The organism is Nonomuraea fastidiosa (assembly GCF_042751225.1).
GTDB classification, from domain to species: Bacteria; Actinomycetota; Actinomycetes; order Streptosporangiales; family Streptosporangiaceae; genus Nonomuraea; species Nonomuraea fastidiosa.
Genome location: NZ_CP170570.1, coordinates 3401926 through 3414579, shown reverse-complemented (window position 1 = coordinate 3414579; position 12654 = coordinate 3401926). Strand labels below are relative to the sequence as shown.

Genomic DNA, 12654 nt, shown 5'->3' with positions numbered 1-12654 from the left:
GGGCGGCTTGGGGACCGCGTTAACGGAATCGGACCGTCTTTCAGGTTAATCCCTTTGTGAACCGATGCACAAAGTCAGCAGAGGTACGGTTGCGTCATGCATCGCATCACCCTGCTCGGCAAACCCGGCTGTCACCTGTGTGACGACGCGCGCGAGATCATCGCCAGGGTCGCGGGCGAGCTCGGCGTGCCGTGGGAGGAGATCAGCATCGACTCCTCCGAGGAGCTCAAGGAGAAGTACTGGGAGATGATCCCGGTCACACTGATCGACGGCGTGCAGCACGACTTCTGGCGCGTGGACGAGGCGAGGCTGCGCGCGGCGCTCACGTCCTGAGCATCTCCTGAGCCGCGACTCCCGCGTCAGTACATGACGGTGGGCAGCGGCACCACCTTGGCGGCGTTGACGTCGAGCTCGATCACGTTGGTGGCCAGCACCATCGACTGGCGGTCGTTGACGAAGCGCTCCACGTGGGGCTGGCGCATGTGGTCGCGGTAGGCCACCTCGTCGCGGTAGAGCTCGTAGACGATGCGCTGCAGCGGGGCCGACTTGACGGCGTGGCAGGCGTACACGAGCGTGTCGGGCTCGCCCCTGCGCACGGCCTCGACCGTGGCCTCGGCCAGCCGGTCGAACGCCTCGCCCGCGCCGTCCATGAGCGTGAAGACGGTGAGCATGCCGTAGATGTTGGGCGACAGCCTGCCGGATGCGGCCTGCTGCTGTGCGGGCGAGAACAGGTCGGCTCCGGGGTAGACGGCGCCGGTGGCGGGCGCGGCGGGCGAGAGCTTGTAGTCGGGGCGCTGGGGCGGGGCGCCGTTCATGATGTAGCCGGTGGAGGGGCCGCCGTCGTCGGGCGCGGGCGGCGCCATGCGGGAGGCGTAGTCGACCTCGCGGTCGCCCGCGCGGTATTCGGCCACCAGGTCGCCGAGCCCCGACGACCTGCGCGGCGGCGCGGGCGGCAGGTCGGCGGGCGCGGGCTCGGGCGCGCGGCGGCGTCCCGGCGCCTCGTCGCGGAACATGGGCCGCTCGTCGGGCGCACCCTCGTGGTGCATCGCGCGCTCGCGCGGGACCCGCTCCTCACGCCGCGGCGCGCGCTCAGGGATCTCGTCGTCGAAGTCGTCCTCGTCGTCCTCGTACGGCGCCAGCGGCCGCAGCACGCAGTACCAGACCGCCGCCGCCGCGACGGCGAGCAGCACGGTGGCGAACAGACCGGGCACGGCGAACCTCATCGCGCCGATGAGCGCGAGCCCCGACGGCACGATGACCGCGGTGGCGTGGAGGTTGTCGGTGTCGTACTCGTCGCCGTTGCGCCATCTGACCCCCGCCACGACGAGCATCACCAGCATGACCAGCGCGGCGACGGCGTGGACGCCGGTGAGCAGGTAGCTGGGGACGATGTTCCAGTGGGTCACGGCCCTGGGCAGCGTCTTGCCCATGTCCTCGGTCTTGAGCGGGTCCCAGACCATGATGACGGTGGCCACGAAGGTCAGGGCGGAGCCGAGCAGCCAGGCGAGGAATCTCGGCGGCACCTTCTCGGCGAGCAGCTGCACGAGCCCGATGGCCAGCCAGAGGGGCGCCAGCATCGACCCGGTCACCTGGAAGATCCGGAACGTGACGCCGCCGAAGCCCATGAAGGATCCCAGTGCGATCACCGCGAGTGACAGGCATAGCCCTACGAGCGCGACGATCCAGGCGATCAACCAGCCCTCGGACTCCTCGCGAAGGCGTTGGATCAGGGCGGCCGTGGCGATACCGGCCAGGATCGCACCGGCAAGAGCTATGACAGCAACGAGGATCTCCATGGTGACTCCAATGCTGCCGGACAATGCCTCCCAGCCGGTAGCCGAAGAGGGAACGGGTCGGTCAACCACGGTATCTGCCGATTACGCCTAGTCATGCATGACTTCCGTGGATTGTGGATTTTCCAGTTGATTTCTAGAGTGTTCGAGCACGCCGCACCCCTTACCCCCAGGGATACCGGATGCCTGACTCGTCGCCGTTCGCCGGGCTGCTGGCGCCGGCCGTCGCCGGCCATGCCCGGACGGGCGAGCTCGGCGTGCGCGAGGACGCGACCGACGACCTCCGTACGCTGGTGATGCACGCCAAGAACGGATGCACGCAATCCTTTGGCACGCTCTACGACCGCTACGTGGACCTCGTCTACCGCTACATCTACTTCCGGGTCGGCTCGCACCCGCTGGCAGAGGACCTGACCAGCGAGACCTTCCTCCGCGCGCTGCGCAGGATCGGCGATTTCACCTGGCAGGGCCGCGATTTCGGCGCCTGGCTCGTGACCATCGCGAGAAACCTGGTGACCGACCATTTCAAGTCGGGCCGCTACCGCCTGGAGATCCCCACGGGCGAGATCATCGACGTTCCGCTCGACGGCTCCCACATTCCCGAGAACGCCGTGGTCACGGCCATCATCAACGACCGGGTGCTGCGTGCCGTACGCGAGCTCAATCCCGAACAGCAGGAATGCGTCGTCCTGCGCTTCCTGCACGGCCTCTCGCTCGCGGAAACCGCGCTGATCATGGGAAAGAAGAGTGGAGCGATCAAAGCGCTGCAGTTCCGTGCCGTACGCGCGCTGGCCAGAGCGCTCAAGCACGACCTGGCGTAACCTCCGCAAGCCGCCCCTCGTTAGGACAGGTGTCATGACCGTGAGGCTCGGGAGCCGTGGTGATGAGTAGCGCGCGCGAGCGGCGGGAACGCGTGCTCATGCACCTCGACGAGCTGCGCAGGCTCCCGATCGGCGGCCTGCCCGAGCCCGCGTTCAAGGAACGGCTGCGCGCCGAGCTGCTGTCGGGCGCCCTCGCCACGGCCGAGCCCGACACGCCCGGCCGCTTGGCGGAGGACGCCTTGAGAACCGCCGGGCCGGGACGCGAGACGGCCGTCGAAGCGCGCGGTCGCCGCCGCCGGTCCCGTGGCCGTCCCCTGCTGTCCCAGCTCGCCACCGTCGGCCTGGTGGCCGCGCTGATGGTGTCCTCGTTCGCGACGTACCGCGCCGTGCCGGGCGACTCGCTCTACCCGCTCAAGCGCGCCGCCGAGAGCACGCTCGTCCGCCTCACCTCCGACGACGCCGAGCGCGCCGCTCGCGAGCTGGACTCCGCCAAGACCCGCGCCAAGGAGGTCGCCACCCTGCTCGGCTCGTCCAACAACGGGCCGCTGGTGGGCAAGACGCTCAAGGACATGGAGGAGTCCACCCGTGCGGGCATCAGCCGGCTCAAGCGCGCGGAGCCGCGGTCGCCGAAGATCAAGAAATTCGCGCGGGACCAGAAGAAGGTCGTCGAGCCGATGATCGAGCAGCTCAACGAGGCGGAACAGGTTCAGGCGCAGGGGTACCTCAGCTACATCGAAGGTCTGGTCGCACCCGAGTAGGTAGCTAAGCTGAAGCCCATGTGGCGGCTCTTGCGACGACGACAGGAAGCGCAGCCGGAGGTCGCGGGCGAGGCGGCGGCACAGGCGGCGGTCACCGTCGCGCCCGCCGAGCCCGATCTCGAGTCCGCGGCCTTCTTCGACGTCGACAACACCATGATGCGCGGCGCGTCGATCTACCACTTCGCCCGCGGCCTCGCCACGCGTGGGCTGTTCACCACGAAAGACCTGCTCAAGTTCGCCGTCGGGCAGGCCGTCTTCCGCCTGCGCGGCAACGAGAACCCCGAGCACATCGCGGTGGCCAGGGAGACGGCGCTGGCGTTCGTCGCGGGCGCCAAGGTGGACGACGTCGTACGACTCGGCGAGGAGATCTACGACGAGGTCATGGCCGACCGCATCTGGGGCGGCACGCGCGCGCTCGCGCAGGCGCACCTCGACGCCGGGCAGCGCGTCTGGCTGGTCACCGCCACCCCCATCGAGCTGGCCAGGGTCATCGCGCAGCGGCTCGGCCTGACCGGCGCGCTCGGCACGGTCGCCGAGACCAGCAACGGCGTCTACACCGGCCGGCTGGTCGGCGACCTGCTGCACGGCCCGGCCAAGGCGGAGGCGGTGCGCGCGCTGGCCCGCAGGGAGGGCCTCGACCTCACCCGCTGCACCGCCTACAGCGACTCGGCCAACGACCTGCCGATGCTCTCGCTGGTCGGCCACGCCGTGGCCATCAACCCCGACAGCGAGCTGCGCGAGTACGCGAGGAAGCACGACTGGCCGATCAAGGACTTCCGCACCGGCCGCAAGGCCACGCTCGCCGCGCTGCCGATCGCGGCCGGGGTGGGCGCGGTGGCGGGCGGCGTCGCCGCCGGCATCGCCCTGCGCCGCCACTACCGCGACCGCCCCTGATCACTTCAGCCGGCTCACTTCAGCGTGCCGAACAGCTTGTCCGCCTCCGGCTGCTTCCACCGGAGCCGGTTCGGGTCCTGCGGATAGGGCTCACTGGGCACCGACACCGTGGCCATCGTGGTCCTGGCGAGCTGGGTGGCCAGCTCGTACATCTCCTCGACGCTGAGGTCCGTTCTCACCGCTCCGCGCACCGCCGACACGAAGGCGCTGAGCTTGGCGGGATCGGAGACGAGATGCCGCTGGGCCTTGTCCAGCATCGCCTGCGCGAGCCGCTGCTGCCGCTTGATCCGCGCGGCGTCCGAGCCGTCGCCGTAGTAACGCAGCCGGGCGTAGCCGAGTGCCTTCTCGCCGTCGAGCAGTTGCTCGCCCGCGGGCAGCCTGAGCTTCGAGGCGCGGTCGTCCACGGGCCTCGGCACCTTGATCCGCACGCCCCCGAGCGCGTCCACCATGGTCTTGAATCCGGCGAAGTCCACCTCGACCGTGTGGTCCAGGCGCAGCCCCGTCAGCTTCTCCAGCGTGGACCTGAGGCATGCGGCGCCGCCTTCGTCGTACGTCCAATTGATCATGGCGATCCGGCCCGGCGTCGAACCGCACGGGACCCGCACCATGGAGTCCCGGGGGACACTGATCGCGGTGGCCCGGCCCCTGTCGGCCGGCAGGTGGACGATGATGATGGTGTCGGCCCGCTGGCCCGAGCCCTGCGACTTCGGCCCGTACTTCACGTTGCCAGGACCGTCCCGGGTGTCGGAGCCGATCAGCAGCACGTTCATGGCGCCGCTCATGTCCACCTGGCCACCGACGGACGGCGCGGCCGCGGGGATGCCGGTGATGAACGCCGTCGTCACCGCCACGACGGCAGCCGTGGCCGCGGCCACGAGCGCGGCCAGCGGCCACCTGCGCCGGGGACGGCCGCGCAGGAAGCCCGTGCGATGGCGGACGAGGGTGGCGGGTGGCTGGTGCTCCAGCTCGGCCCCGAAGTCGCGGAGCAGCTTCAAGTCGTCCATCGTCACTCCTCCTCCAAGGGGTTGGTGTCGCCGAGCGCCGCGCGTACCTTCCGCCTGCCTCTGTTGAGGCGGGAGCGCACGGTTCCGACGGGGATGCCGAGCGCTCGCGCGGCCTCCTCGTACGTGAGGTCGCCCCAGGCGATCAGCAGCAGCACGTCGCGGTCCTTGGCGGGCAGCGCGGCCAGGGCGCCGGCCAGCTCCGCGCGGACGGCACGGGCGGACACCCCGACCGCCACCCGGTCGGCGGGCGATTCCACCTCGTGGTCGATGGGGGCGCGCAGGAGTGCGCGGTAGCGGGCCGCCTCCGTGCGGTGGTGCCGGGAGATGAGCTTGGTGAGGATGCCGAAGAGCCACGGCCTGGCGTCCGGGTAGGCCAAGTCGTAGCTCTTCCTGCGGGAGAAGGCGATCAGGAACGTCTCGCCGACGAGGTCCTCGGCGGGTTCAGGGCCGAGGCGCCTGGAGGCGTACCTGAAGAGCATGGCGGAGTAGCGGTCGAAGAGCTCGGCGAACACCTCGGGTTCGGTCAGTGAGGCGTTCACGAGTTCGGCGTCCGCACCCCCGACGGCAGGTTGCGTGATCATCTCCGCCCTTCTGCGGGGAATGTGTCACGGATGTCTTGCCACAACCCGCCGTCAGGGTTCAGAGACCGTCGCGCCGGCGGCGTCAGAGGAGCGGGGGGAAGGCGTGGCCGCGCCGCAGCCGCAGCTCGTTGAGCATCTGCTGGATGACCTCGCGCACGTGGTCGGTGATGTTGAAGACCAGCATGGGGTCGTCGGCCGCCGACGGGTCGTAGTCGTCGGTGCGGATCGGCTCGCCGAACTCGATCATCCACTTCGACGGCAGCGGCACCAGGCCGAGCGGCCCGAGCAGCGGGAAGAACGGGGTGATCGGCAGGTACGGCAGCCCCAGCAGCCGCGCGAGCGACTTCAGGTCGCCGATCTTGGGGTAGATCTCCTCGGCCCCGACGATCGCGGTGGGCACGATCGGCGCGCCCGCCCGGATGGCGGAGGCCACGAAGCCGCCGCGCCCGAAGCGCTGCAGCTTGTAGCGCTCGGAGAACGGCTTGCCGACGCCCTTGAAGCCCTCGGGGAACACGCCCACCAGCTCGCCCTTGCGCAGCAGCCGGTCGGCGTCCTCGCGGCAGGCCAGCGTGTGGCCGGTCTTGCGTGCCAGGTGACTGAGGACGGGAAGCTGGTAGACCAGGTCGGCGCCGAGCAGCCGCAGCGGCCTGCCCACCTCGTCGTGCAGCGCCACCTGCAGCATCAGCGCGTCGACCGGCAGCGTGCCCGAGTGGTTGGCCACGATGAGCGCGCCGCTGTCATCGGGGACGTTCTTGTGCTCCAGCGTCTCGACCCTGAACCAGTGGCGGTAGAGCGGCCGCAGCAGCTCGAGCACGACCTTGTCGGTCAGCTCGGGGTCGTAGCCGAACTCGTCGACCTCGTAGTCGCCGGTGACGCGCCTGCGGATGAAGGCCAGCGCCCTGGCGACGGACTCGGCCAGGGGATCGGTCTCGGGCTCGTCGTACGACGGCGCCGCGGTGATGGGGATCACCCGGCCTTCCTCTTCGTGCGCTGGGCGGGAAACGCTCATGTGCGGACGCCTCCCAGCGGGCGCAGCCCGCGCGAGCGCAGGAAGTCGTCGAAGGCCGCTCCGGTGCTGAACTTGGGTTTCCAGCCCAGCTCGGCCTCCAGGCGCGCGGTGTCGACCGCCCGGCCGTGGCACATCAGCCTGAGCTGCTCCGGCGAGTATTCGACCAGCCCGAGCCTGCGCGCCGCGCCGCCGAGCACCTTGAAGGCAGGCGAGAGCAGCGGCAGCGACGGACGGCCCGCCCTGCGCGCGCACTGCGACAGCAACAACACGCCGGCCCCGGCCACGTTGTACGTGCCGGGGTGGTCCTCGGTCGCCATCCGGCGCAGCACCTCGACCGCGTCGTCCTCGTGGACGAACTGCAGCCGCGGATCGAAGCCGAGCACGGTCGGCAGCACCGGCTGGGTGAAGTAACGCGTCAGCGGCGAGTCGACGCCTGGACCCATGAAGTTGGCGAAGCGCAGCAGCGACACCGTGACGTCGGGACGCCGCCGCGCGAAGCCGCGTACGTAGCCCTCGACCTCGACCGCGTCTTTGGCGTAGCCGTGGACGGGGCCCTCGTGCGGCTCCAGGTCCTCGGTGAAGACCGCGGGATCCCGCGGCGACGAGCCGTAGACGGCGGTGGTGGAGCGCACCACCACGCGCCGCACGGTCGCCGACCGCTGGCACGCGCCGAGCAACTGCATGGTGCCGATGACGTTGTGCTCCTTCATGGCGGCCCTGCCCCCGTTGCGTGAGGGGGCGCTGACCAGGCTCATGTGCACAACGGTGTCGATGTCCGCGGCCGCGATCACCTGCGCGATGTCGGGGCTGCGGAGATCCACCCGGACGAACTCCGTCCGGCCGAGTGAGACGACCCCGTCTCGCGTGAGCGAGGGGGGCGGCACGGTGTCGACTCCGATGACACGGCTGATGTCCGGGTCTGCCGCCAGAACGCTCGCCACCCGGGCGCCGATGTGGCGCGAGACCCCGGTGACGAGCACGGTGTGGGTCATCAGCGCCTCGCAGCTGCGTCGGTTACTTCTTGTTGCGCCGCTGGATGCGCGTCTTCTTCAGCAGCTTACGGTGCTTCTTCTTAGCCATCCGCTTGCGGCGCTTCTTGATCACAGAGCCCACGGGACCCCCAGGTACTGATAGCAAGTCTGAAACGGAGTGCGAGCGCACACCGGCTCACAGACTACCGGCGATCCACGGTAGATCGCCCCTCGGGGGTGAGTGCCCGGCCGTACCAGCGGGCGGCCGGGCCTCTCCCGCGATGGCACTCACGACACGCTCGGGCGTGTCGCTACGTCAACCTGCCTCGATGTAGGCCTCCCGGAGATAATCGTGTACCGCCTGCTCAGGCACCCTGAACGAGCGGCCGACTCGGATGGCCGGCAGCTCGCCGGAGTGGACGAGCCGGTACACCGTCATCTTGGACACCCTCATGACCGTCGCCACTTCTGCGACGGTCAGGAACTTCACCTCGCTGAGAGGTCTTTCGCCTGCACCCATCGGACGCCTCTTCCGCACGTGTTTCCGGGTTATCCCCACTGGTGCCATTGCTCACGCACGTGTACTGCCGTCAGCGTAAGTCGGGACTCCGAGTGCGCAAACCCCCTATTTTTCCAGTCAACGGAGTCACCTGTCAGCCGAACCAGCGAAATCGCTGGCCAACCGCCTGGCCAAGCACCTCACTCGGACTCTGGAACTGTCCAAGCTGCCACATATAAGAGTCGCCGAGGCACTGTCTAAAGTTGGCAAAGGGACAGCGAGCCCCTTGGAATGCAGGCGCGAAAAGACGGTATGGGGAGGACCGTTATCGACTCAAAGGGCTCGTGAGACTTCTGTGACCAACCTCTCCGTCAGCGGAGCGTAATAGCGGGGTAGCACGTTGTCGTCGAGTGGCACGACCACGTCAAGCTTGCCTTCCGCCTCTCCGACGAAGAGCCCGGGGTCGTTGCAGTCGGCGAACGCGACCGTCGGCACGCCGGCCTCGCCCGCCGCGCCGGCCCAGCCGTGGTCGGCGATCACCAGGTCGGGCAGCTCGCCGTCCAGCTCGTCGAGCATGTGGCGCATCGGGGCCGCATCGTGGGTGTGCACGAGGGCGCCGCGGTCGTCGAGCATGGCGACGTCCTGGAGGTAGCGGATCCGCCGCGGCCTGCCGAACCCTGACCCCGAGTACGACCAGCCCTCGGCGGGCGTCAGCAGTGTCGCGCCCTTGGACACGCAGAAGGCCGCGAGCGGCAGGTGGATCGCCAGCAGGCCCGTGGGGTGCCCGGTGGCGAACAGGACGCGCGGCTCCGGCCGCGACAGCACGGCGGCGATGCGCTCGGCCATCGCGTCGAGCGCGTCGATCGTCAGATCGGGATCGATGGTGTCCTGGCCCCAGCGATGGTCGGGATCGGCGACGACGCCCGCGGACTTGGCCATGAGGGCGAGGATGTCGCGGTAGGACCACGGGTGATCGAAGGTCAGGCCGAGCGCGTAGTAGGGATCTCCGTTGGCCAGCGAGCTGTAGTGATCGAGGTTGTTCTCGCGGGAGGTCGCGACATCGCCGGCGATGCGGCTCTGGACAAGGTGCTCTCGGAGTTCGTCGCGGCTCAGCACTGCTTCATTCCTCGTCAGGGCATCGGATCGAGGCCGTGCAGGGGGAACACCGCTTGCCGGGTCGCCATGACCGCACGGTCAATGGGGTCCGCAGGATCATAACCACCGGATAGGTGTCTGAATTCCGGATTGCGGCCGTCTGTCATGGTAAGCGGTGGTGTCTCCCCCGTACGCTCGCGGACGAACCGCCGCCACGCCTCGGGGGTCGGCGTGGCCGGATCGATCGGATGCCCCGCCTGCTCGGCCATCAGGTGCGTCCACGCCCGCGGCACCACCTGCACCAGCTCGTAGCCGCCACCGCCGGTCGCGATCCACCGCCCGCCGGCCGTCTCGTGCGCCAGGCGGTGCAGCGCCTCGTACGCGATCCGCTGGCCGTCGAGGCTCAGCATCAGGTTGGCCAGCGGGTCGAGCGCGTGGCTGTCGCAGCCGTGCTGGGTGACCAGGATCTCCGGCCCGAACTCGTGCAGCAGCGGCGGCACCACCGCGTCGAACGCCCGCAGCCAGCCCGCGTCGCCGGTGCCGGCCGGGAGCGCGACGTTGACCGCCGTGCCGTCGGCGCCCGTCTCGTGCGGGAAGCCGGTGCCGGGGAACAGCGTGCGCGGGCTCTCGTGCAGGCTGATGGTCAGCACCCTGGGGTCGTCGTAGAACATCGTCTGCACGCCGTCGCCGTGGTGCACGTCGACGTCCACGTACGCGATGCGCTCCACGCCCTGGTCGAGCAGCCACGCGATGGCCAGCGCCGGGTCGTTGTAGACGCAGAAGCCGCTCGCCATGGCGGGCATCGCGTGGTGCAGCCCGCCCGCGACGTTGACCGCGTGCTCGGCCGCTCCCTCGTAGACCGCCCGGGCGGCGGCCAGCGAGGCCCCGGCGATGAGCGCGGAAGCCTCGTGCACGCCCGCGAACGCCGGGTTGTCGGTGGTGCCCAGCCCGGCGCTCATGTCGGGCAGGCCGGTGGCGGAGACGCGCTTGACGGCCTCGATGTAGCCGCGGTCGTGGATGCGGGCCAGCTCGTCGTCGGTCGCCGGGAGGCAGCCGGCCATCTCGACCTTGTCGAGCACGCCCATCTCGCGGGCCAGCGCCATCGTCAGCTCGACGCGCACGGGGGCCAGCGGGTGACTGGGGCCGAAGTCGTACGAGGTCAGATCGTCGTCCCAGATCACCCGTGCCGAACGGCTCATGCCAACCCCTCTGCCGCATGCCCTCGCCTTGCGGCCGACGTTACCGCAGCGCAGATCGCTGGTTGTAGACCGGCCTCAAGCGGCCGGTCGCTTGGCCGCCGATATCGACATGTCGTGACTTAGGGTTACCAGCGTGCGGGTGGCAGGGACGTTCCTGAGGATCGTGCGGTTCTTCCGCCGGCCCACGGTGTTCGACCGGACGCTGGTGATCTTGCTGTCCGTCATCCCGGTGATCGGCACCGTGGCCTTGGCCATGCAAGGCGAGACGGCACTCGCGCTCGGCAGCGCTCTGCAAGCAGCGGGCACACCGATCCTGCTCGTGCGCCGAAGCCGGCCGATCTACCCGGTCAGCGTGTTCACGGCCATCGACGCCGTCTTCACGCTGACCACCACCTCCCCCTTGCCCGCTCAACTGCCCACTCTCATCGCCTTCTACAGCCTGGGCCGCTACACCTCGGGCCGCGCGACGGCCATCTCTTTCGCGGCGACCTACGCCCTGGCCGCCGCCGCCACGGAGGTGGCCAAGCCCGGCATGTACTTCTGGGTGCCTTTGCTGTTCGTGTTCGGCCTGCTGGTGGGCTGGGGACAGCTCATCAGGCTCAGGGCCGAGCTGAGGGAGCGCGCCACCCGCGAAGCCGCCGACGCCGCCGTACGCGCCGAGCGGCGGCGCATCGCCAGGGAGCTGCACGACGTCGTGGCGCACCACATCACCGTGATCAACGCGCTGGTCGGCGGCGCCAGGGCCACGCTGCCGCCCGAGCAGGAGGTCACCAGGGAAGCCTTGGAGAGCGCCGAGCAGACCGCCCGCCAGGCCATGACGGAGATGCGACGGCTGCTCGACGTGCTCAGGGCCGACGGCAACGAGGGGCCCGACGCGGCGACCGGGGTGGGCGCCGCCCGGTTACCCGCGCTCATCAAGGAGGCCAGGGCGGCCGGGCTGCCGGCCGGCCTGACCGTGACCGGCGAGCCCGTCGAGCTGCCCGCCGCCGTGGACCACGCCGTGTACCGGATCGTCCAGGAGGCGCTCACCAACACCCGCAAGCACGCCGTGGGGGCCAGGGCGAGCGTGCGGCTGACGTACGAGCCCGACGCCGTGGAGGTCGAGGTGCTCGACGACGGCGTGGCCAAGGACGGCGGCGCGCCCGGCTTCGGGCTCGGCGGCATGGCCGAACGGGTGGCCTTGTGCGGCGGCCGGCTGACGACGGGTCCCAGACCGGAGGGAGGGTTCCGCGTGCACGCCCGCATCCCCTTGGAGAACGCATGACGGCCGGGAAACAGCAGCCGGCCGGGGAGCGCACGCAGATCAGGGTGCTGCTCGCCGACGACCATGCGCTCGTCCGCAGGGGCTTCAAGCTGATGCTGGAGGCCCAGCCCGATTTGGGCGTGGTCGGCGAGGCGGCGGACGGCGAGCAGGCGGTGGAGCTGGCCGGGCGGCTGCGGCCCGACGTGGTGCTGATGGACCTGCACATGCCCGGCATGGACGGCGTGCGCGCCACCGAGCTGATCACCGCCGGGCTGCCGCAGGTGCGGGTGCTCGCGCTGAGCACGTTCGACCTGGACGAGAACGTGGTCGCGGCGCTGCGCGCGGGCGCCGCCGGCTTCCTGCCCAAGGACGTCTCCCCCGAGGAGCTGATCGAGGGCGTGCGCGTGGTGCACCGCGGCGAGTCGGCCGTCGCGCCCCGGCTGCTGACCAGGCTCATCAGCACGTTCGTACGCAATAACCCGCCGCGCACTGACTCGACCGGCACTGTTCCGACCGGCACTGTTCCGGCCGGCACAGTGTCGGCGGGTACTGAGCCCGCCAGGCGGCCGGGACTGCCCGAGCTGACCGCCCGCGAACGCGAGATCCTGGTGCTGATCGCGCGCGGCCGGTCCAACACCGAGATCGCCGCCGAGCTGGCCGTCTCCCCCTCCACCGTCAAGAACCATGTGACGAGCCTGTTCGCCAAGATCGGGGCGAGGGACCGGGCGCAGGCGGTGATCGCCGCGTACGAGGCGGGGCTCGTCCGCCCCGGAGAGTAGGACCACGC

The 12654-nt window shown here is 70.1% G+C and carries 15 protein-coding genes; 6 read left to right on the top strand and 9 right to left on the bottom strand.

Annotated features, from left to right (window positions below):
- Positions 1-96 precede the first annotated feature (96 nt).
- Entirely contained in the window at positions 97-333 is a 237-nt protein-coding gene (locus ACFMQL_RS15605; protein ID WP_364062259.1) for a glutaredoxin family protein, read from the top strand.
- Between the two features lie 26 nt (positions 334-359).
- Here ACFMQL_RS15605 and ACFMQL_RS15600 read toward each other — a convergent pair whose 3' ends face one another.
- Positions 360-1796 carry an antibiotic biosynthesis monooxygenase gene (locus ACFMQL_RS15600; protein ID WP_364062256.1) on the bottom strand — a complete coding sequence of 479 codons (1437 nt, stop codon included), beginning with the start codon at positions 1794-1796 and terminating at the stop codon, positions 360-362.
- Between the two features lie 179 nt (positions 1797-1975).
- Here ACFMQL_RS15600 and ACFMQL_RS15595 point away from each other — a divergent pair, with 179 nt between their 5' ends.
- The 3 genes from ACFMQL_RS15595 to ACFMQL_RS15585 all read left to right on the top strand — a co-directional run bounded on the left by ACFMQL_RS15595 (position 1976) and on the right by ACFMQL_RS15585 (position 4266).
- Positions 1976-2614, top strand: coding sequence for a sigma-70 family RNA polymerase sigma factor (locus tag ACFMQL_RS15595; protein ID WP_364062253.1), 639 nt, complete (start codon positions 1976-1978; stop codon positions 2612-2614).
- A 62-nt stretch (positions 2615-2676) separates the two neighbouring features.
- Positions 2677-3372: a DUF5667 domain-containing protein gene (locus tag ACFMQL_RS15590; RefSeq protein ID WP_364062250.1), complete on the top strand. Its 696-nt coding sequence runs from the start codon at positions 2677-2679 to the stop codon at positions 3370-3372.
- A gap of 18 nt (positions 3373-3390) precedes the next feature.
- Positions 3391-4266: an HAD-IB family hydrolase gene (locus tag ACFMQL_RS15585; RefSeq protein ID WP_364062247.1), complete on the top strand. Its 876-nt coding sequence runs from the start codon at positions 3391-3393 to the stop codon at positions 4264-4266.
- Between the two features lie 14 nt (positions 4267-4280).
- Here ACFMQL_RS15585 and ACFMQL_RS15580 read toward each other — a convergent pair whose 3' ends face one another.
- The 8 genes from ACFMQL_RS15580 to ACFMQL_RS15545 all read right to left on the bottom strand — a co-directional run bounded on the left by ACFMQL_RS15580 (position 4281) and on the right by ACFMQL_RS15545 (position 10624).
- A complete protein-coding gene (locus tag ACFMQL_RS15580) occupies positions 4281-5270 on the bottom strand; it encodes an LCP family protein (RefSeq protein ID WP_378785966.1) in 990 nt (329 codons plus the stop codon).
- A gap of 2 nt (positions 5271-5272) precedes the next feature.
- Positions 5273-5851 carry an RNA polymerase sigma factor gene (locus ACFMQL_RS15575; RefSeq protein ID WP_364062241.1) on the bottom strand — a complete coding sequence of 193 codons (579 nt, stop codon included), beginning with the start codon at positions 5849-5851 and terminating at the stop codon, positions 5273-5275.
- Positions 5852-5933: 82 nt separating this feature from the next.
- On the bottom strand, positions 5934-6821 hold the full coding sequence (locus ACFMQL_RS15570) for a lysophospholipid acyltransferase family protein (RefSeq protein ID WP_378785965.1): 888 nt from the start codon (positions 6819-6821) through the stop codon (positions 5934-5936).
- A 35-nt stretch (positions 6822-6856) separates the two neighbouring features.
- Positions 6857-7852 carry an NAD-dependent epimerase/dehydratase family protein gene (locus tag ACFMQL_RS15565; protein ID WP_378785964.1) on the bottom strand — a complete coding sequence of 332 codons (996 nt, stop codon included), beginning with the start codon at positions 7850-7852 and terminating at the stop codon, positions 6857-6859.
- Positions 7853-7874: 22 nt separating this feature from the next.
- Positions 7875-7973, bottom strand: coding sequence for a 30S ribosomal protein bS22 (locus ACFMQL_RS15560; protein ID WP_018654693.1), 99 nt, complete (start codon positions 7971-7973; stop codon positions 7875-7877).
- 174 nt (positions 7974-8147) lie between these two features.
- Positions 8148-8351 carry a helix-turn-helix domain-containing protein gene (locus ACFMQL_RS15555; protein WP_026214222.1) on the bottom strand — a complete coding sequence of 68 codons (204 nt, stop codon included), beginning with the start codon at positions 8349-8351 and terminating at the stop codon, positions 8148-8150.
- A 312-nt stretch (positions 8352-8663) separates the two neighbouring features.
- Positions 8664-9446: a phosphatase gene (locus ACFMQL_RS15550; RefSeq protein WP_364062232.1), complete on the bottom strand. Its 783-nt coding sequence runs from the start codon at positions 9444-9446 to the stop codon at positions 8664-8666.
- Positions 9447-9460: 14 nt separating this feature from the next.
- A complete protein-coding gene (locus tag ACFMQL_RS15545) occupies positions 9461-10624 on the bottom strand; it encodes an acetoin utilization protein AcuC (RefSeq protein WP_364062229.1) in 1164 nt (387 codons plus the stop codon).
- Positions 10625-10757: 133 nt separating this feature from the next.
- Here ACFMQL_RS15545 and ACFMQL_RS15540 point away from each other — a divergent pair, with 133 nt between their 5' ends.
- The gene (locus tag ACFMQL_RS15540; protein ID WP_364062226.1) at positions 10758-11888 is read left to right on the top strand and encodes a histidine kinase; all 1131 of its coding nucleotides are present in this window, start codon (positions 10758-10760) and stop codon (positions 11886-11888) included.
- A complete protein-coding gene (locus tag ACFMQL_RS15535) occupies positions 11885-12646 on the top strand; it encodes a response regulator (protein ID WP_378785963.1) in 762 nt (253 codons plus the stop codon). Before ACFMQL_RS15540 ends, ACFMQL_RS15535 begins: the two co-directional genes overlap by 4 nt.
- Positions 12647-12654: the final 8 nt, after the last annotated feature.